General features: G+C 37.4%; 12 protein-coding genes and 1 pseudogene. 7 read left to right on the forward strand and 6 right to left on the reverse strand.

Annotated elements, in window-relative coordinates:
• Positions 1-212 precede the first annotated feature (212 nt).
• Positions 213-539: a heavy metal-binding domain-containing protein gene (locus GSM_RS08575; protein ID WP_003689166.1), complete on the forward strand. Its 327-nt coding sequence runs from the start codon at positions 213-215 to the stop codon at positions 537-539.
• A gap of 271 nt (positions 540-810) precedes the next feature.
• Here the strand turns inward: GSM_RS08575 and GSM_RS08580 are convergent, their stop codons facing one another.
• Both GSM_RS08580 and GSM_RS08585 read right to left on the reverse strand, forming a co-directional pair.
• Positions 811-2,427 carry a peptide ABC transporter substrate-binding protein gene (locus tag GSM_RS08580; protein WP_010078125.1) on the reverse strand — a complete coding sequence of 539 codons (1,617 nt, stop codon included), beginning with the start codon at positions 2,425-2,427 and terminating at the stop codon, positions 811-813.
• Positions 2,428-2,906: 479 nt separating this feature from the next.
• A complete protein-coding gene (locus GSM_RS08585; protein WP_004563414.1) occupies positions 2,907-4,010 on the reverse strand; it encodes a lactate oxidase in 1,104 nt (367 codons plus the stop codon).
• 315 nt (positions 4,011-4,325) lie between these two features.
• Here GSM_RS08585 and GSM_RS08590 point away from each other — a divergent pair, with 315 nt between their 5' ends.
• Positions 4,326-5,045, forward strand: a complete 720-nt coding sequence (locus tag GSM_RS08590; RefSeq protein WP_004563413.1) for a demethylmenaquinone methyltransferase — start codon at positions 4,326-4,328, stop codon at positions 5,043-5,045.
• 306 nt (positions 5,046-5,351) lie between these two features.
• On the opposite strand, the gene GSM_RS08595 is transcribed toward GSM_RS08590, so the two are convergent.
• From GSM_RS08595 to GSM_RS08610, 4 genes and pseudogenes are all read right to left on the reverse strand, one after another.
• Positions 5,352-6,701 carry an ABC transporter substrate-binding protein gene (locus GSM_RS08595; RefSeq protein WP_004563412.1) on the reverse strand — a complete coding sequence of 450 codons (1,350 nt, stop codon included), beginning with the start codon at positions 6,699-6,701 and terminating at the stop codon, positions 5,352-5,354.
• Positions 6,698-7,526, reverse strand: a pseudogene (locus tag GSM_RS14200) (carbohydrate ABC transporter permease). The gene GSM_RS08595 and the pseudogene GSM_RS14200 overlap by 4 nt, the downstream one beginning before the upstream one ends.
• Positions 7,526-8,476: a carbohydrate ABC transporter permease gene (locus tag GSM_RS08605; protein ID WP_004563411.1), complete on the reverse strand. Its 951-nt coding sequence runs from the start codon at positions 8,474-8,476 to the stop codon at positions 7,526-7,528. Before GSM_RS08605 ends, GSM_RS14200 begins: the two are co-directional and overlap by 1 nt.
• Positions 8,433-9,551, reverse strand: coding sequence for an ABC transporter ATP-binding protein (locus tag GSM_RS08610; RefSeq protein WP_004563410.1), 1,119 nt, complete (start codon positions 9,549-9,551; stop codon positions 8,433-8,435). Before GSM_RS08610 ends, GSM_RS08605 begins: the two co-directional genes overlap by 44 nt.
• Positions 9,552-9,999: 448 nt before the next feature.
• Between GSM_RS08610 and dhaK the strand changes: the two genes are divergently transcribed.
• From dhaK to GSM_RS08635, 5 genes are all read left to right on the forward strand, one after another.
• Positions 10,000-10,995, forward strand: coding sequence for a dihydroxyacetone kinase subunit DhaK (dhaK, locus tag GSM_RS08615; protein WP_004563409.1), 996 nt, complete (start codon positions 10,000-10,002; stop codon positions 10,993-10,995).
• A gap of 13 nt (positions 10,996-11,008) precedes the next feature.
• The gene (gene dhaL / locus GSM_RS08620; protein ID WP_004563408.1) at positions 11,009-11,593 is read left to right on the forward strand and encodes a dihydroxyacetone kinase subunit DhaL; all 585 of its coding nucleotides are present in this window, start codon (positions 11,009-11,011) and stop codon (positions 11,591-11,593) included.
• Positions 11,590-11,964: a dihydroxyacetone kinase phosphoryl donor subunit DhaM gene (gene dhaM / locus GSM_RS08625; protein WP_004563407.1), complete on the forward strand. Its 375-nt coding sequence runs from the start codon at positions 11,590-11,592 to the stop codon at positions 11,962-11,964. Before dhaL ends, dhaM begins: the two co-directional genes overlap by 4 nt.
• Positions 11,965-11,976: 12 nt before the next feature.
• On the forward strand, positions 11,977-12,681 hold the full coding sequence (locus GSM_RS08630) for an MIP/aquaporin family protein (RefSeq protein WP_004563406.1): 705 nt from the start codon (positions 11,977-11,979) through the stop codon (positions 12,679-12,681).
• 610 nt (positions 12,682-13,291) lie between these two features.
• Entirely contained in the window at positions 13,292-19,564 is a 6,273-nt protein-coding gene (locus tag GSM_RS08635; RefSeq protein ID WP_010078126.1) for a SpaA isopeptide-forming pilin-related protein, read from the forward strand.
• The last annotated feature ends 56 nt before the right edge of the window (positions 19,565-19,620 follow it).

A 19,620-nucleotide genomic window follows, 5' to 3' on the forward strand; every position in this document is an offset into this window, starting at 1 on the left:
AGAAGCTCTTTCACTTAGGGACTTATGGCACAGCCCCTTTTCCATTTATTTTGAATTATGCATATCCAAAGGCAAAGTGTTTGTAATGCTTGTAATTTTGCCAACTATGTCATACTACTTCCTTTTTGTGTTCTAAAAACTTGATATCTTTAGCTGACGAAGAAGTATATAAAATGTTACAATCCAAGATAGATAGGAAAGGGGACGCTAAGATGGCACAGATGTTAGTAGTTACAACTGAGAATATTCCAGGGAAAGAATATACTGTTTTGGGTGAAGTATTTGGGATAACAACACAATCAAAAAATGTTTTTCGTAATATCGGAGCGGGTCTGAAAAATATTGTCGGCGGTGAAATTAAAGACTATACGAAGATGCTTGAGGAATCACGCCAAATTTCTGTGGAACGACTACGTCAAAATGCTGCAGCAATGGGGGCAGATGCAGTGGTAATGATGCGCTTTGATTCAGGTTCAATTGGGCAGGATATGCAGTCAGTTGCTGCTTATGGTACTGCCGTTAAGTACACTGAAGAATAGTATAATATACAGTTTGAAATGAGGGTCAGACCACAATTGATATTTTGGCATGACCATTTTTTGTTAATCATGTATAAGCTTTGCTTGAAGATTTAAAGTTGAGCAAAAAGTTGAGGACCTCCAATATATGGCATAGGCTACTAACTCATTAAGTGTATTTAAGCATTGTATTTGTAGTTATTTACAGATTAGTTTATAAAAAAGACACGAAAAAGCAGCTAGTCAATTCAATTTCAAAGAGTTGAATTGACTAGCTGCTTTTTCTGTTTACTTATTTGATATGAACATTTCTATAGAATAATACTGTACCATATGGTGAGATTTGGAGACCTTTAACTTTATTTTTTAATAAATAAGACATTCCACCTTGATATACCGGTGCAGTAAATGCATCTGTCTTAATTAACTGTTTTTCGGCCTTAATCAAAGTCGACCAGCGTTGCGTAGGATTAGTTGCGTATGTTGTTGCCGCTTGGTTCAATAAATTACGGAAGTTACTATTATTGTAGTCATCGTCTAAATGATATTGTCCACCATCACTAATGAAGTTAACAGGATCGGCATAGTCAGGCTGCCATGTTCCATAAACAATATCAAAGTCATAATCGGTCGTTGCCGCTAAACGAGATTTCAGTGGAATAGAACGAAGACTGACTGATAATCCTGGCAAGTTTGTCTCAAGTTGGCTTTGAAGATATTCGCCAATTTGCTTGGAGTCTGTTGTATCAGAAGTCAATAATTCAATCGAAATTTTTTGCTTACCAAGCTCTTTCTTTGCTTCAGCCCATTGCTTTTTAGCTTCCTTAAGATTGTAAGTCGACATATTGCCAGCATCTTTGCGGTAATCAGCCCCGGTTTTTGTATTAAAAGCGAAATCCTTAGGAACGATCCCATTTAATGCTGAACCTGCATGCAGGATATTTTTAACTAAGGAGTTTTTGTTATAAGCCATTGCAATAGCCTTTCTAAAATGAACATTGGCTGTTGTTTTGCGATGGGTATTGAATGACATGTATCCAATCAATGGAATGGTTTTTGAATGGAAACCGGCCGTTTTTTGATATTGCTTAATATAATCTGTTGTGAGCATTGCATAATCTAACTTATTTGTTTTATACAGATTAGCAGCGGTTGAGGCATCCTTAACAACTTGAACTTTAACTTTTTTTAGTGTAATTGCTTTTTTATCCCAATACTTGCTGTTCTTCACATAATTCCACTTCAAGTTAGTCCCGTTCCAATTAGTTACAACGAAGGGGCCATTAAAGACTGTCTTAGCAGCACTTGTGCCGTACTGGCTGCCATATTTTTTAACAATTTTTTCATCTTGTGGATAGAATGGTGCACCAGTCATAAGTTCTGAGAAGTAACTGATAGGCGACTCAAGTGTAACTTGTAGTTTATAAGTGCTGAGTGCTTTAATCCCCAACTTGTCAGCTGATAGTTTGCCGGCTGCAATCGCATCACCATTCTTAATGGATGCAAAACGTTGTGAATTGGGAGAAGCTGATGAAGGATCCACCATCTTTCTCCATGCAAAGACGTAATCTTGTGCAGTTACGGCGTCACCATTTGACCATTTTGCGTTCTTTCTAAGTGTAAAAGTGTAGGTTTTTTCATCTGAACTGACAGAAACACTTGAAGCCCCAGCAAGGACTGGTTTATTGCTTGAATTAAAGCGATAAAGTCCTTCGAAAGTGTTCTGTAATGCTTCAAGACTAGTAGTATCACTATACTTAGTTGTACTAAGAGTCGCCATTTCGGCATCTGTTGCCACAGTCAAGACCTGTTGCTTTGATGTGTCAGATGATTGCTTATTTCCGCAAGCAGTCAATATAAGTGTTGTAGCTATTACGGTCCCAAATAATACCAAAAGTCCTTTTTTCATGTAATAAACCCCCAATTGATGTAGTTTTATAAAGTGTGTCATAAAGCGGTAAAATTTCGTGTTAGGCGGAAAATTTTGACTTAGACTTATAGAACACATTTATCTGGAATAAAAAAGAAGCCAGGTTAAAATTTAGCTTTTGACCCTGCCCCTCTAGACAATATGAATTAATTAAGTGACGGAGTTTTCTATAATCATGATTGATGGCAAAATAAGTATGGTTGCAGATTTGCAACATCCCTATCTTTTTTGGGCTAAAAATGTCATAGAAAGGTCGCCCCCTTAACGTTCATAGATATGCACTAAGGGTACTTGTTTATTAATGCGCTGTCAATAAACAATATTAAGTTAGTTTTAAAAGTCAAAAATACCCCATAATAATTAGACTTTTGTCTAACGATTATGGAGCACTTCAAAATTTAACTTTTAATTTAGTTTCTCTATATTATTACGAATAAATGTGTTTTGTCTGCCACAATTTATTTTCTAATAACTTTAGCTTTCTTTACATCTTCAATTGTCTTCGTTCCGGCTAATTGCATATCAATCTTTAGCTCATCGTTTAAGTGACTGATTACAGAAGCAACACCTTGAGCGCCACCAAGAGCAAGTCCATAGATAATAGGGCGGGCAAGGGCAACTAGGTCTGCTCCGCTTGCAAGAGCCTTGAAAACATGCGATCCACGACGAACACCACTATCAAAAATAACAGGAACTCGATGGTTAACTGCTTGGGCAACCTCATGCAAAACATCAATCGAAGCAGGTCCACCGTTCAATTGACGACCACCGTGATTTGAAACATAGATTCCTTTGGCACCAGCACCAATTGCAAGCAAAGCGTCTTCTGCACTTTCAATTCCCTTAACTATTACAGGTAAGTTGGTGTATTCTGCAATCCGGCGAACATCATCAGGGCCAATCTTTTGAGCAGCAGCGGCATAAATCTCCATAATTCCTTTTCCCTTGCCATCACCTTCTGAGAACTTAGCTAAGTTCGCCATTGGAATTGGAAATTGGAAGTTGTTAATGATATCAGATTCTCTGTACCCATCTACGGTTGCATCTACTGTAAGAATAATTCCTTTAGCACCAGCCTTTACAGCTTCGTCAAGCAGGCTGTAGTTGAAGTCCCAATCTTTACTCATATATAGTTGGAAGAATTGAGGTGTACCATTACCGGCTGCAGCGGTATCGGCAATTGATGTTGAAGAATAGGTACTTTGAGCCATTAGTCCGCCAACTTTGGTCAAACCTTCCGCCGTTGCTTTCTCACCTCGTGAATGTGCTAAACCTTGTGCAGCAGCAGGAGCCATCATAATAGGTGTTTTTAATTTTAATCCAAAAACTTCAGTAGCAGTGGTAGGTTGCTCAACATTGGTAAGAGCACGAGGAATGATCTGAATATGATTGAATGCACTTGTATTTTCATGTAGTGTCCATTCATCTTCGGAACCACCGCTAATATAACCAAAACCGCCAGCGGGAATAATTTTTTTGGCTTTTTCTTCAAGTGAAGATAAGTTTAAAATATCTAATTTTTGTTCACGATCGCTTTGTTCATATCCATTTATTGTTGTCATAATTAATTTTCTCCTTATTTGTTACTTTTTTTATTACAATTACATCCTAGTTCTTTTATTTTTTATTGTCAATCATTTTTTGAATCTTTTCTTTGAATGGAAATTTAATCGCCGGAACTAAGCAAAAGTCAATATCAAAAATGAATCGCCTGAAAAGTGGATAAGGTATTATTAATTTTTATAAGTGTTACTTTTTATAGTTCAATAATTGGAAATTTAATTTTTAGAAACTTTTTTAAAAAGCACAATTTGCGGATTCAAAAAAATGTGATAGCATTAATTGAAAAAGCTATCATAAAAAGCGAGGTCTAATATTTGGTACTCACAAACAAAACACCTGAAGAAAAAGTTAATTCGTTATTCGATCGTGTTGCTCCAGAATATGATTCGATGAATAATTGGATTAGTATGGGATTACAGAAAAATTGGCGTAGGGAAACTATGAAAAAGCTTGATATAAAGACTAATTCAAAGCTCTTAGATGTTTGTTGTGGAACAGGGGCATGGACCGCTGACATAGCAAGCGAATTGGGTGAGAGCGGACATGTTACAGGGCTTGATTTTAGCAAAGAAATGTTGAGACTTGCTGAAGGTAAAATGCTTAATACAAAACAAAAAGCCAAGATAGATTTAGTGCAGGGAGATGCAATGGAGTTGCCGTTTGCGGATAATTCGTTCGATGGAGCAACAATTGGTTTTGGACTTAGAAATGTTCCTGATGCAAGTCAAGTGCTGAGTGAAATGACGAGAGTTGTGAGACCTGGAGGTTTTGTGGCTTGCTTGGAGACCTCACAGCCGCAAAATGTGGTCGTGAAGAGTGTCTGGAATGTCTTCTTCAAGTTGGTTCCTGTGATTGCCAAGGTGCGGGGAAACAATTATGCAGATTATGATTATTTACAGAAAACGACTAAGGAGTTTGTTTCTGCAAATAGGCTAAAGGAAATGTTTGAAGAGACTGGATTGTGGAAAGTTACTTATCAGCAATTCAGTCTAGGCGCCGTCGTTCTTCATGTTGGATATAAAAAGGAATTATGATATAAGAAGTTGATAGTGTAGTAATTCTCAAAATTTAGCGTTAAACAGAGAATTTTGATTTATGAAACACGTTTATACGGAATAAATAGAGAGAGTGTGCCATGAGTCGGGAAAATTTGAGTACTAACTCGAAATTACGAACATAGCAGGCACTTTGCTATGAGTAATTCGAAGTTAGACGGAGAGTTTTGACTTATGAAACACGTTTATACGGAATAAATAGAAGGCTGGTCAAAAGTTAACTTTTGACCAGCCTTTCTATTTTGTTCTTATTTGGCTAGTGTAGCGTAGAAAATGAAATTAGTGTTATTTTTGATTGACCTTATTTGCCAAATTATCAGAGGTTATATAGCTATTCATTGCCTTTTGCGCTTCAACGAGCGAATTTTTAATATTGCTGCCGTTATAGATTTGTTCCATGGCAGTCTGAGTCAGGGTACGTTCTTGAATCAATCCTTGCATGAAGATACCAGAATTTGTATTATTCGGTTTTGTACGTCGCAACTGTTGTCCTGGAACTTTTGCTTCTGGTTGACTCTTGTATAATTTTTTGAGTACAGGTTCATCTTGCGAATCTTTATTCAAGGCAAGGTATCCAGTCGCAACTTGCCATGTAGCCTGGTTCTTGGCATTCATCAAGAATTTGATAAAGTTCCAAGCACCTTGTTGTACTTCACTGGACTTATCGTTTGAGATCCAGAGTGAAGCTCCACCAATTGAAACGCCATTGGATTTTTGTCCATCAGCATGTGGATAATAGGTGATACCTAGTTTATCTTTTGTACCAGCTGTTAACTGACTAATATCAGCGGATGATTGCAGGAACATTCCAAGCTTGCCTGAAAGAAATGCCGCCATTTCATTGGCAGAGGCGCTTGAACCAGCACCAAAGTTCATGAATGCACCGCTTTTAATATTTTCCTGCAGCCATTTCATTGTTTTTGTTGCCACTGTACCTGAAAAGTTAACAGAAGTTGGCACTCCCGAATGTCCATCTTCATTATTGGCCAATGACTCGCCGCCGTTAGCTAAAAATTGCTCAAAAAGCCAACCGTAGATTTCAACACTCAATCCTTTGACTTTTTTCCCAGATTTCTGATAAAGTTCGGTGGCTACTCTGGTAATATCACTGTAGCTCGGATTGACTGGAGGAGGAGTTATGCCATATTTTTTCAGAAGAGTTGCATTGTAATATAGTACTGGTTGTGAAGTATTGAATGGCATTGAGAGTTGTGTACCATTCTTGGAATAAAATGCACGTGCGACAGCTGAAATTTTGCTTGTGTCATAGCCTTCTTTATCAATGAACTTTTGAACTGGCGTTGTGTAGCCAGAGTTATAAATCTGGCTTGTTGAGATATCCATTGATTGGAAGAGCGCAGGCGAGGTACTGGTTCCATGTGTGTTCAATATTTTTTGTACAGCTTCGTTGTAGTTGCCTTCGAATTGTGGAACAACAACGTATTTGTTTTGTGAATCATTGAATTCTTTGACGAATTTATTTAGTTGAACTTGTCCAGGGCCAGTCATTTCATGCCAAAAGACAATCTTGATACGTGAGTCAGCTTTTGCACTACTTTTTTGTGAAAAAGTAAAGCCGATTATTGCAAGAAAAATAATAACTAGAGCGGCAAATATTGTTCTTTTTCTTTTCATTTAATTGCACCTTCATTAAGTCCGGATTTGAAGTAATGCTGGCCAAAGAATAAAGCGATTAACGTAGGGATTATAATGATTGCTGCACTTGCTTGAATCATCCCCCAATTATTGAATGTTTCCTGTGATTGCAGCTGTCTGAGTCCGTCTTGAACTGGGCGAAAATTATCACTGAAGGTGGTCAGCATTGGCCACAGATTGATTCCAACTGGAAAGAAAGCTGTATGCTGCGAGTGTATAAACGCTGATTTTGGAGTAAGGCATTACAACTTTATAGTAATATTGCCAATGTGATAGTCCTTCGATATCCCCAGCCTCTTTCAATTCTCCTGGAATTTGCAAGAAAGCTTGGCGCAGCATGAATGTACCAAAGGCAGCAGTCAGAAAAGGAATAATCATGACCGCATAATGATTGAGCAGACCTAGGTCACGTACCGTTGTAAAGTTAGGAATCACTTCGGCTTCAAATGGCAGCATCATTGTTGCAAGAAATACATAGAATAATAAGTCTCGTCCTTTGAATTTGAGGAAGACAAAGGAATAGGCGCTCATTGAACAAAAGATGACTTGAGCGAACATTGTTAATAAAGAAATTACAAGGCTATTAAAGAGATAACGAATAATAGGTGTCTGAGTTATCGCAGTCACATAATTATCTAATGAAATATGACTGCTCCAGAGAGCTCCTTTAGAGATATCTGCAGTCGGTAATAGGCTAGTCCAAAGCCCCAATAAAAAAGGAATGATGATAAAAATTGTTAGAATAATCAGCAATGAGTAATGAAGTATATGTTGGATTTTTTTTCTTTTCTTATATTGTGTCATTAGTAGGTCACTCGCTTTTCAAGAACTTTGAATTGAATGAATGTAAAAAGTGCAATAATAACCGCAAGAATGACAGATTCGGTACTTGCTAAGCCATAATTACCATTTAAAAATGCATCTTGATATATCCGATATACAAGTAAATTTGTGGCATTATTGGGTCCTCCTGCAGTCATCAAATCAATTAGACCGAAACTTTTGAATGATTCAATCAATGTGATAATTGAAACAAAGAAAATCGTTGGCGAAATCATTGGCAGTGTGATATGGAAAAATTGATAAGATTTAGAAACACCTTCTATTTGTGCAGCTTCATAAAGTGTGTAAGGCACAGACTGAAGCGCACCGAAGAATATAAGAAAGGTAAAGCCAAGATTCATCCAGACTGTTGAAATTACAATGGCAGTCATTGCCCAGCCTGGCTCAGTCAACCAATTAATTGGTGTCAGGTTCAACGCGGTGAATAATTGACTTAACAAACCAACGGAAGGATTGAAGATAAATAGCCAAAAGATTGCTGCAACTGATACGGAAACACCCATCGTTGCAGAGAAGATGGTTCTAAAGAAGTTGATACCAGCCACTTTTTTGGTAGCCGCCTGTGCCAAGACAAGACCGATTGCAATTGTGAAGATTGAGACTGCAATAACATAGACAAGTGTTGCAATCAGACTGTTGATATAGGCGTTCGAAGAAAATAGCGCGAAATAGTTTTTAAGTCCAACGAAGACAGTGGGTTTTCCAAGATTATTTGTTAAGAAAAAGCTTAGATAGATGGTGCGCAGCATCGGATAGAATACAAAAAGTGCCAGAATTAAAAGCGAAGGTCCTAAAAATAGTACTGCATAAAGTTTATCCTTTGCATAAGGATTGTATCCAAGTGACAGCTCTGCGCTCTTCTTTTTTTTAGATGCTATGTTGAAGTTGGGGTTCTTGGCTTGCGTTTCCATCTGTATATCCTCCATTCGTATTCAACAGCTTTTGACCGTCTTCACTAAAAATGTAATGGTTTCCTGTGACACTTACAGAGACTCGCTCAGTGGTTGATAAGTTACGAGTGCTGCTAACCTCAATTCGAAGTTCCAGTGAATTGTCCAGTTGTGCATGTACAATTGAGTGTGTTCCTAAGTATTCAATATTAGTTACTATGGCATTTGTCTTGGAACTTACTTCGTCAATTGCGAGCGCATTAGGTCTCACACCAACCAGATAGTTTCCTGCCTTTAGACTATTTGTTATAGAGAATTTTAAGTTGGTTTCAACATCAGAGGGTTGCTTATTTTCTTTTAAAATTATGGGCAGCAAGTTCATTTGTGGGGTACCGAAGAAACTTGCAACAAAAGTATTTGAGGGAGTGTCGTAAATATTTGAAGCTGAGTCAATTTGTTGTGCTTTTGCATCATTAAGTACCATAATTCTGTCAGCCATTGTCATTGCTTCAACCTGATCATGAGTGACATAGATGAGTGTTAGACCTAGTTTTTGTTGTAATTCACGAATTTCAGAACGCATTTTATTGCGCAATTGTGCATCTAAGTTTGAGAGAGGTTCGTCCATGAGACAGATTTTTGCATCGCTAGCAATTGCACGAGCTAGGGCCACACGCTGCCTTTGTCCACCTGAGAGTTCACCTGGTTTACGTTCACTAAAATCTGTTAAATTGACTAGTTCAAGTGCATGGTTAACACGAGTATTGATTTCAGAGCTGTTCATCTTACGTGCTTTTAGACCAAAAGCCACGTTGTCTTTGACATTCAAAAAAGGGAAAAGGGCATAGTTTTGAAAAACCATGGTCAATGCTCGTTCCTGTGGAGGCAGGTTGGTAACATCTTTATCGTCGATTTTTAACTGCCCATTTGAAATGGGAATTAATCCTGCAATCATACGTAAAAGCGTACTTTTACCACAACCTGACGGACCTACAATAGCGAAGAATTCCCCCGTTGCAATCTTGACGGAAATATCTGAAAGTATAAAGTCTGAACCATTATATGTTTTTGAAATATTAATTAATTCAATAGACATTGCCTTACTCCTTAGTATTTTTGATTTGAAACAACTCAAGTGTAGTTGTCGCTTGTAAAAGAATTATGTAGTAAATGTAATTGTTTTGTATTTTATATAAATTTAAGCAGAGATATTTGGAAGAAAGAAGGCGATCATGAACAAGATTCAGTGATTTTTGTACAATACAAAAAGAACTAAGTCAAAAGTTAAATTTTGAGCCAGTCCCTTTGTTGATTTCGGATAAATTGTGTTCCACAGGTTATATTTAATTTTAGGTAAAAACATGTAGTTAATAATTATATACTACATCTATCAGTTACGTATTTTGCTAGTTTGCTATTTTTAGTAAGCCTTTTCATTATAACTTTTATTGTTTTTATGGTAAAAAAGAAGATGTAAGAGGTGTAGCAATATTTTTTTGTAAGCGTATTAATAGTATGAAGCTATTTTGAAGGGAAGTAATTGGATGAAAAAGATAATTAATAGTCCTGGAGATGTCGTCCCAGAAATGATCGATGGATTGGTTAGGGCATATCCACAATATGTAGAGCGAATACCTGGGACAGAGGCCGTTGTGAGAAGCAATAAATCTTCAATGGATGGAAAAGTTGGAATCGTGAGTGGAGGTGGGAGTGGGCATGAACCCGCTCATCCCGGCTTTGTAGGTAAGGGAATGCTAAGTGCAGCAGTCGCAGGTCAAGTATTTACCTCACCAACACCGGATCAAATCTATGAGGCAATCAAGGCTGTAAATACTGGCAGAGGAGTATTTTTGGTTATTAAAAATTATTCTGGGGATGTTATGAATTTCGATATGGCAAGTGACATGGCAGAATTAGATGATATTCCTGTTAAATCAATAATAGTTGATGATGATATTGCGGTTGAAAATAGCCTGTATACACAAGGAAGACGTGGAGTTGCTGGGACGGTACTTATGCATAAATTAGTTGGTGCTGCTGCAGACCAGGGGGCTTCCCTAGAAGAAATCGAAGAATTAGCAAACAAGGCATTGCCGCATATTAGTACGATTGCAGTTGCTCTATCAGCAGCTACCGTACCTGAGGTAGGAAAACCCGGATTCGAGCTTGCCGATGATGAAATCGAGTATGGGGTTGGAATCCACAGTGAACCAGGTTATCGGAGGGAAAAGATTAAGACATCCCATGAACTTGCTGAAGAATTGGTTTCTAAAATCGATAGAGAACTAAAGCTAGATGCAACACACAGATATGCTATTTTGGTTAATGGTATGGGTGCTACTCCGTTAATGGAACAATATGTGTTTAGCCATGACTTGTTAGATGAACTTGCTACAAGAAAGATCAAACCGGCTTTTATGAAGGTTGGAAATTATATGACTTCAATTGACATGGCTGGCATATCTTTAACAATTTTTGACTTGATTGACGAAAAATGGCTGGATTATTTGAATTACCCAGTTGAAACGATTGCATGGTAGAAGGAGAGGGAAAATGATAACAGCTGAGATAGTAGATAAATGGATGAAGTTATTTTATTCAAAAATTAGTGAACAGAAAGCATATTTAAGCGAACTTGATACTCCAATAGGTGATGGAGATCATGGCAATAACATGATGAGAGGAATGCAGGGAGTTGAAGATAGTCTAGATAAGCTTTCCAATCCAGACTTAAAGACAATTCTTAAGACAGTTGCGATGGCCTTGATTAGTAAAGTTGGTGGTGCCGCGGGTCCCTTATATGGGACTGCATTCCTAGAAATGGCTAAAAATTGTGAAAAAACACAAGCGCCAGCAGAGTTATTTAAACTAGCATTAGAGGGAATTAAAAAGCGTGGTGGAGCAACAACTGGCGATAAGACAATGATTGATGTATGGGCACCAGCTGTTGCTGCACTAGAAACTGATAGTTTGTCAGTTGAAAAAATTGAAGCAGCAGCTGCTGGAACTAAAGATCTGGTAGCCAAAAAAGGAAGGGCTTCATATTTAGGAGAACGTTCAGTTGGCCATTTGGATCCAGGAGCTGTTTCAAGTCAGTATTTATTTGAGAGTTTCATTGAAGCAGGAGGTATTGAATGACAAAGAAAATTGGAATAGTAATTGTTTCACACGTCCCAGAAGTAGCTATGGGCATTCCTAAGTTATTGGAACAGGTTGCAGCTGATGTATCAATTACATCTGCTGGAGGAACTGATGATAATGAAATAGGTACAAGTGCAGGAAAAATTATGGATGCTTTTGAGCGTAATAAGGCACAGAAATTGCTAGCCTTTTATGATTTGGGAAGCGCTAAGATGAATTTGGAACTAGCTGTCGAAATGTCTGATAAGAAGGTCAATATATATGATGTTGCCTTAGTCGAGGGAGCATATACGGCGGCTACCCTACTAGAGGCTGATGTCACTCTTGAAGATGTTGAAGAGCAATTAGCACCATTAAAAATTAAGTAAGGGGGAAAAATAATGAATGGTTTTTTGGGAGAGTTATTTGGAACAGCCGTTTTAATTGTTTTTGGTGTCGGATGTGGAGCAGGGGTCAATTTAAAAAAATCGTATGCTAATGGACAAAATTGGTGGTATATCTCGATCGCATGGGGCTTAGCAGTAGCTTTTGGTGTGTATGTTGCCGGAGCATTTGGCTCATTAGGTCATCTTAATCCAGCAGTAACGATTGGGTTCGCATTATTTGGATTTTTCCCTTGGAACGAAGTCTTACCATATTTATTAGGTCAATTCATAGGTGCCTTTATAGGAGCAGCTATTGTTATATTGCAATATTACCCTCATTTCAAAGATTCTAAGACAGTTGAGGAAGGAAACACTGTTGGTATTTTTGCCACTGCACCTGCAATTAATAGTCCGGTTTTCAACTTTTTAAGTGAAGTTATCGCGACATTTATTTTCATTTTTACTTTATTAAATCTAGGTAACTTTACTCAAGGGCTCAAGCCTCTAATAGTGGGGTTGCTAATTACTGTTGTCGGTCAAGCGCTAGGTGGAACAACTGGTTTTGCCCTCAATCCTGCACGTGATTGGGGTCCTAGATTGGCATATACTATTTTACCAGTACCGAATAAAACAAACCCTAATTGGACATATGCATGGGTTCCAATGGTTGGTCCAATTTTAGGTGGAATTTTAGCAGCCGGATTAGTAGCGATGGTATAACAATAAGCTTTTTTCGTTATTGAGAAATAAAATAGCAAGGTATAAATATATATAATAATCGGCATAGTCCTTAATATTTTGACAATAATCGTGTTGTTAAAATGGGATTGGCCGGTTTTTTTATTTTCTAAATAATTACAAGATTCATTGCAAAAATCACATTTTGTTAATTATTGAAATGATAATTATAATATTTATTGTTTTCATTTACAAAGAAGGGTCAAATATTATTACATAATTTCTATAATTATCCCGTGTGAATATATTCTATAAGTCAAAACTTCCATCTAATATTGAATTGTTCATAGCAAGATATCCACAATAATTGTTGTGGTGAAGTAGTATTATAATTTTACGGCTTACGTCATACTACTGTTGTTTTTATTCCTAGTTGTTTTGAAAATCATTCTCACTTTTTGTTAATTTGATAATCATTATGTTTATAAATTAAAAAATTACGTAAAAAGTAGTCAAATATGATATGTAAAAACTTGATTATCCTTGAAAATGCGAAGTATAATGTTGATTGTGAGTAATTTATTATAAAAGGGGTAAAAATTGCTTGCTTTTTTGGATTCTATTGATTTGCATAAAAAAGGGGAGAACAAATGTGAGAAAGACAAAATGGTTTGAAAAGATATATTCGGTAATATTATCACTAGTGTTAGTACTACAGATATTTGCTCCAATTATCGAGGCAACAACGACTAATCAAACCAGTGGCAATTCAAGTTCTGTTAGGCTAGTATCTGCACAACAAGATACCAGCAATGAAAAGCAACTTGATTTGAAACTGCAATTAGATAATACAACTGATCAAGAACAAACGACTAAGATAGATGTTAGTTCAAAAGACAATGTGAAGTTGAAGAAGGTTACAAATGCAGCTCTGACTGCTAGCGATAATTCCACTTTGCTTGGACAATATCAAGTTACGGATAGCCAATTGGTTTTGTCAAGCAAAGCTAATGCGACAGGAACCGTAACTCTAAAACTAGATATAGCGGATGATTCATCCTTGACTGGTACATTGCAATTTGAGTTGCAGTCACAAGAGATTACAGCTAGTTTGAAATCGGCATCAAGTTCATCGAGTACATCAAGTTCGATTAGCTCTTCCAGCTCGGATACAAACAGTTCGTCAAGTTCAACCAGCTCTTCCAGTTCAGCTACATCAAGCTCAGCAAGTTCATCATCAAGCAAAGTAACACGCGCAGTGACAGTGCTTGCGGCAACCAGTGGCAATGATATTACACAATATTTGCCAGATACTTCAAACGGGACAATTATTAATGATGCAACACTTGGTTTTACTGACTCAGATGGTAAAGCTGTTGATCCTACTGATGTTACAGACGATACTAATTTGAATTTTAATTATAAGTGGTCGATTCCTAATGATTTGAAGGATAATTATCAGATAAAAGGTGGAGATTACTTTACTTTTAGTCTTCCAGGTGGAATTCAATACAAAGCTGGTACAGGAACGTTAGGAGACTATGGAACTTATGCTATTACCAGTGATGGTAAGGTAACTTTTACCTTCAATGATAATGTTGATAATGTCAACGATATTAGTGGAGATTTTCATTATACTTCAAGTATTTCGAGTGATTCTTCAAGCGGAAAACAAGATATTACAATTGACACGACTGATGGGCCAATAGATATTCCATATGTCGTTAAGCCAACCGGCGGCAGTGATATTGCTAAAGCTGGTACATTAACTGGCGCAAACAGTTCTGGCAATAATCCGACAGGAATTACTTGGGATGTAACAATCAATACAAGTGGTCAAAATCTTAAAAATGCAACTGTGACTGATCCTTTACCAGCAGGCACAAATTTGAGTTCCGATTCAAATGCAATCACTATTTATCCACTGACAGTTGATTTAAAAGGTAAGGTGACGGCTACGGGGACTGCTTTGACTGAAGGAACCGATTATACAGTTGATAAAACAAATGGTAAAATCACGTTTATCGGCAATTATGCAGATACATATCAGGCGTTTAAGATTGAATATAAGACGGATATTGACAGCAGTAGTTCTGTTATTCCTAATAATGGTGGCAAAGTACCTTTTACAAATACGGCAACTTTGACTAACAATGGGAAAGATTCACCAGCATCAGCAACTGTGAATGCTAATTATGGAAAACTGCTTGAAAAATCCTATGATGGACAAGATAAAAATGGTAGTCAGAAATACAACTGGCATATTAATTACAATTATGGCGAAAAGAATTTAACATCTGATCAGGCAACATTGGTCGACACTCTTTCAGATGGTCAAGTCTTTTCTGGTACCCCTACATTAACTTATGAAGATGGTACTGCTGTTCCGTCAGCCGATTATACTGTGAGTTATAGTGCAGACAACTCAACGATGACAATTAAATTTGTTAATGGATTGAAACAAGGTGTTAAGGTTGCATATCAATCGCAAGTGACAGCGGCTATTGATGGTAGTACTACCATCAATAACTCAGTTTCGAGTGATGGGCAAACAACTGATACAGGTGAGAAGACTGTTAGTCAGCAGGGTTTAACCAAGTCTCTGGGGTCTGTTGACTACAATGCAAAAACTGTTACATGGAATTTTGACATTAATATGGCACATCAAGATATGAAGAACTGGTCAATGACGGATCCGGTACCAGATGGATTGACTGTCGACTATAACTCATTTATTTTGAAGGATAAGGATACAAGCGTAACACTGACAAATGGGACTGATTATATAGTTACACCGAATGGTAATGGATTCACAATTGCTTTTAAGGGTAACTTGGCTAACAGTGCCAAGGATGAGTACACACTAAGTTACAAAACCGGTTTTGAAACGCAAAGATTATCGAATAGTGCCAAGTGGACTAACAGTGCAACCACTACCTGGTACGAGCAGTCAGGCACAGAGCATACAAATAATAGCAGTGCTGACTTCACTCCTAAAACCGAATTTAAGAATGATGGCAGCAAATCTGGCAGTTACAATGCCGTCTCAAAAAATATTACGTGGACTGTTGTAACAAACTATAATCAACGAACTTTGACTAATGCCAAGATCGTTGATCCGATTATAGGTGATCAAGATTATGTATCTGACAGTGCTAAATTATATGAAGCAACTATTAATCCTAATGGAACATATACTTTGGGTAATCAAGTTAACACTGGTGTCAGTTATGATAGCAGTTCAAAGACAATTACAGCCAATTTACCAGAAGGCAGTACTAAAGCGTACGTCTTAACATATGATACGACTTTGGCTGATAAGGTTATTGATCAAGCAACATATGATAATTCAGCAACATATACTAATAATAGTATTTCAAGTACTTTGACAGCAAAAGTTACAGTGCCAAATAGTGGGGATGTTGTCGAAAAAACTGGTCAACAGGACCCAACTGATGCAGCATACGCTACTTGGAATATCTGGGTTAATAAAGCACAGTCAACTCTAACGGGTGTTGTTGTTAAGGATGAACCTTCGGATAATCAAATTATTGATCAGGATTCCATTGTAATTTATCCAGGTAAGGTATCAGCCAATGGTAGTTTCACTGAAGATAAGGATAATCCACTACAATTAGGTACGGATTACACAATTGATATGACAACTGATCAATTGACTGGGAAACAAACATTACAGATTATTTTTAAGAACAAAATTACTACGGCATATTCAATCGATTATCGTTCTTTGATTAACTCATCACTTACGAATGATGTTCTTACTAATACAGTTTCTGTAGGTGCTCAAGGTGAAAAAGACGTTTCGGGTAACACAAATGGAACCACAAAGGTAGTAAATAACGGTGGCTCAGCTACAGGAAAAAATACAAATCTAGTAATTACCAAATCAGATGCAGATAGTAAGGATGCAATTGCCGGAGCAACTTTTGAGTTGTATGCAGATGTTTCGGGTAAAAAAGGGCAATTGTTGCGTTCAGGAACAACTGACACTGATGGCCAGTTGCAATGGAATAATTTAAAGTCAGGCAAGTATATTTTAGTTGAGACTTCCGCACCTGATGGATATGTGATCTCATCAGACTTGGCAAATGGTAAGGAAATTAATGTCAACTATAGTGATGCTAATAGTGATAATCAAGTCACGCAGTCGATTACTAATGAAAAAGGGAAGATCACGGTTGAAAAAACTGACAGTGATACTGGACATGCATTAGCCGGAGCAACCTTTGATCTGTACAAGGATGATGGAACACTAGTCAAATCAGGGTTAATGACTGACGAAAATGGTGAGATTAGTTATTCAGGCTTGAACGCTGGTAAATATTATGTGCTCGAGAAAGATGCACCTGCGGGTTATGAATTAGATCGGACCAAGCATGAGTTTACAGTCGATGGTAGTGATATTCAGCAAAAAATTAGCGTTAAAGATGCCGAAACAACTGGATCAGTTATTCTAACCAAGACAGATAGTGATACTGGTAAAGCATTAACTGGGGCGACTTTCGACTTATATAATGCAGATGGAACAAAAGTTGCGAGTGGTTTGACAACTGATAACAAGGGGCAGATCACTTATGATGATTTAAAACCAGGGGACTATTACTTTGTTGAAACCGCAGCTCCTGCTGGATATGATTTCAATAAAGATACGCATTATGATTTCATTGTTGAATTACAAACAACAGCTAAAGTAGCAACCGTTTCAGCAGGAAATGCAGAAACGACAGGCTCAGTTGTTTTGACCAAGACAGATAGTGATACAAATCAACCGTTGGCTGGAGCAATTTTTGATTTATACAAGGCAGATGGAACAAAAGTTGCGAATGATTTGACAACTGACAGCAGTGGGCAGATCACTTATGATAATTTAAAACCAGGAAATTATTACTTTGTTGAAACCGCAGCTCCTGCTGGATACAATCTTGATAGTAGTAAGAAGAACTTTACTGTTGAATTACAGGAAACAGCTAAGGTAGCAACTGTTTCAGCTGCGAATGCAGAAACGACAGGTTCAGTTATTCTAACCAAGACAGATAGTGATACTGGTGAACCATTAGTCGGAGCAATCTTTGATTTGTACAAGAAAGATGGAACCAAGATAGAGAGTGATTTGACAACTGACAATAGTGGGCAAATCAAGGTCAATGGTTTGAAACCAGGAGATTATTACTTTGTAGAGACAAAAGCGCCAGCTGGATATGATCTTGATAACAGTGAAAAGAATTTCACTGTTATATTCCAGTCTACGGCCCAAGTGGCAACCGTTTCAGCGACAAATGCAGAAACAACTGGTTCAGTTGTTTTGAGCAAGACGGATAGTGATACTGGAAAAGCACTTGCTGGAGCAACTTTTGATTTGTACAAAGCAGATGGAACAAAGATAGCGAATGGCTTGACGACAGATGCAAAAGGTCAAATTAAGGTTGATGACCTTAAACCAGGAGATTACTACTTTGTAGAAACCGCAGCACCAGCTGGATATGTACTAGATAGTAGTAAACAAAACTTTACGGTTGAATTACAGAAAACAGTTAAGGTAGCAACTGTTTCAGCGACAAATGCAGAAAAAACAGGCTCAGTTGTTTTGACCAAGACAGATAGCGATACTGGTAAAGCACTTGCCACAGCAACTTTCGACTTATACAAGGCAGACGGAACAAAGATAGCGAGTGGTTTAACTACAGATGCAGAGGGCCAAATTAAGGTAGATAACCTTAAACCAGGAGATTACTACTTCGTAGAGACAAAGGCACCAGCTGGATATGTACTAGATAGTAGTAAGCAAAACTTTACTGTTGAATTACAAACAACGGCCAAGGTGGCAGTCGTTTCAGCAGCAAATGCCGAAACAACTGGTTCAGTTATTCTAACCAAGACAGATAGCGATACTGGAAAAGCACTCGCTGGAGCAACTTTCGACTTATATAAGGCAGACGGAACAAAGATAGCGAGTGGCTTAACTACAGATACAGAGGGCCAAATTAAGGTAGATAATCTTAAACCAGGAAACTACTACTTTGTTGAAACCGCAGCTCCAGCTGGATATGATTTCAATAAAGATACGCATTATGATTTTATTGTTAAATTACAAACAACAGCTAAGGTAGAGACTGTCTCAGCAACAAATGCAGAAAGAACAGGTTCAGTTGTGCTGACCAAGACGGATAGCGATACTGGAAAAGCACTTGCTGGAGCAATCTTTGACTTATATAAAGCAGATGGTACAAAAGTTGCGAGTGGCTTAACTACAGATGCAAAAGGACAAATTAAGGTAGATAACCTTAAACCAGGAGACTATTACTTTGTAGAAACAAAGGCACCAGATGGATATGTACTAGATAGCAGTAAGCAAAACTTTACTGTTGTATTACAGACGGTGGCAACCATAGCAACTGTTTCAGCGACAAACAAGGAAAAAACGGGTTCAGTAGTACTTACAAAAGCTGATGGTAATACCGGCAAAGCACTTGTTGGTGCGGTGTTTGATTTATATAAGGCTAATGGAACAAGGATAGCAAGTGGCATCACAACTAATAATAAAGGACAAATTAAAGTAGATAATCTTAAACCAGGAGACTACTACTTTAAAGAAGTAACTGCACCTAAGGGATATAAGTTAAATTCTGATAAAATAACTTTCACTATTGAACTCCAAAATGTAGAGAAAATAGTTAAGTTAGTGGTAAAAGATTATCCTGAAGATATTCCAGCAAAAGAGCAAAATAATACTAATAGTTCAAATAAAGTAGATAACTCGGATAAGAAACAAAATAATACTGGCTCCAAAGATAAATTTGGATTACCACAAACTGGATCTGAATCTGGAATATGGTTATCTATAATGGGTAGTATTGTAATTGTTTTAGTTGCTTTGTTCGCAGTAATAAGAAGATTTAGAAGCTAGACTTTGAAATAAAAACTGTATATTAAATTTTGTTTTTGAATCATATTAATTTAATA

Origin of the sequence: Liquorilactobacillus mali KCTC 3596 = DSM 20444, from assembly GCF_000260415.1 — a bacterium.
GTDB lineage: Bacteria > Bacillota > Bacilli > Lactobacillales > Lactobacillaceae > Liquorilactobacillus > Liquorilactobacillus mali.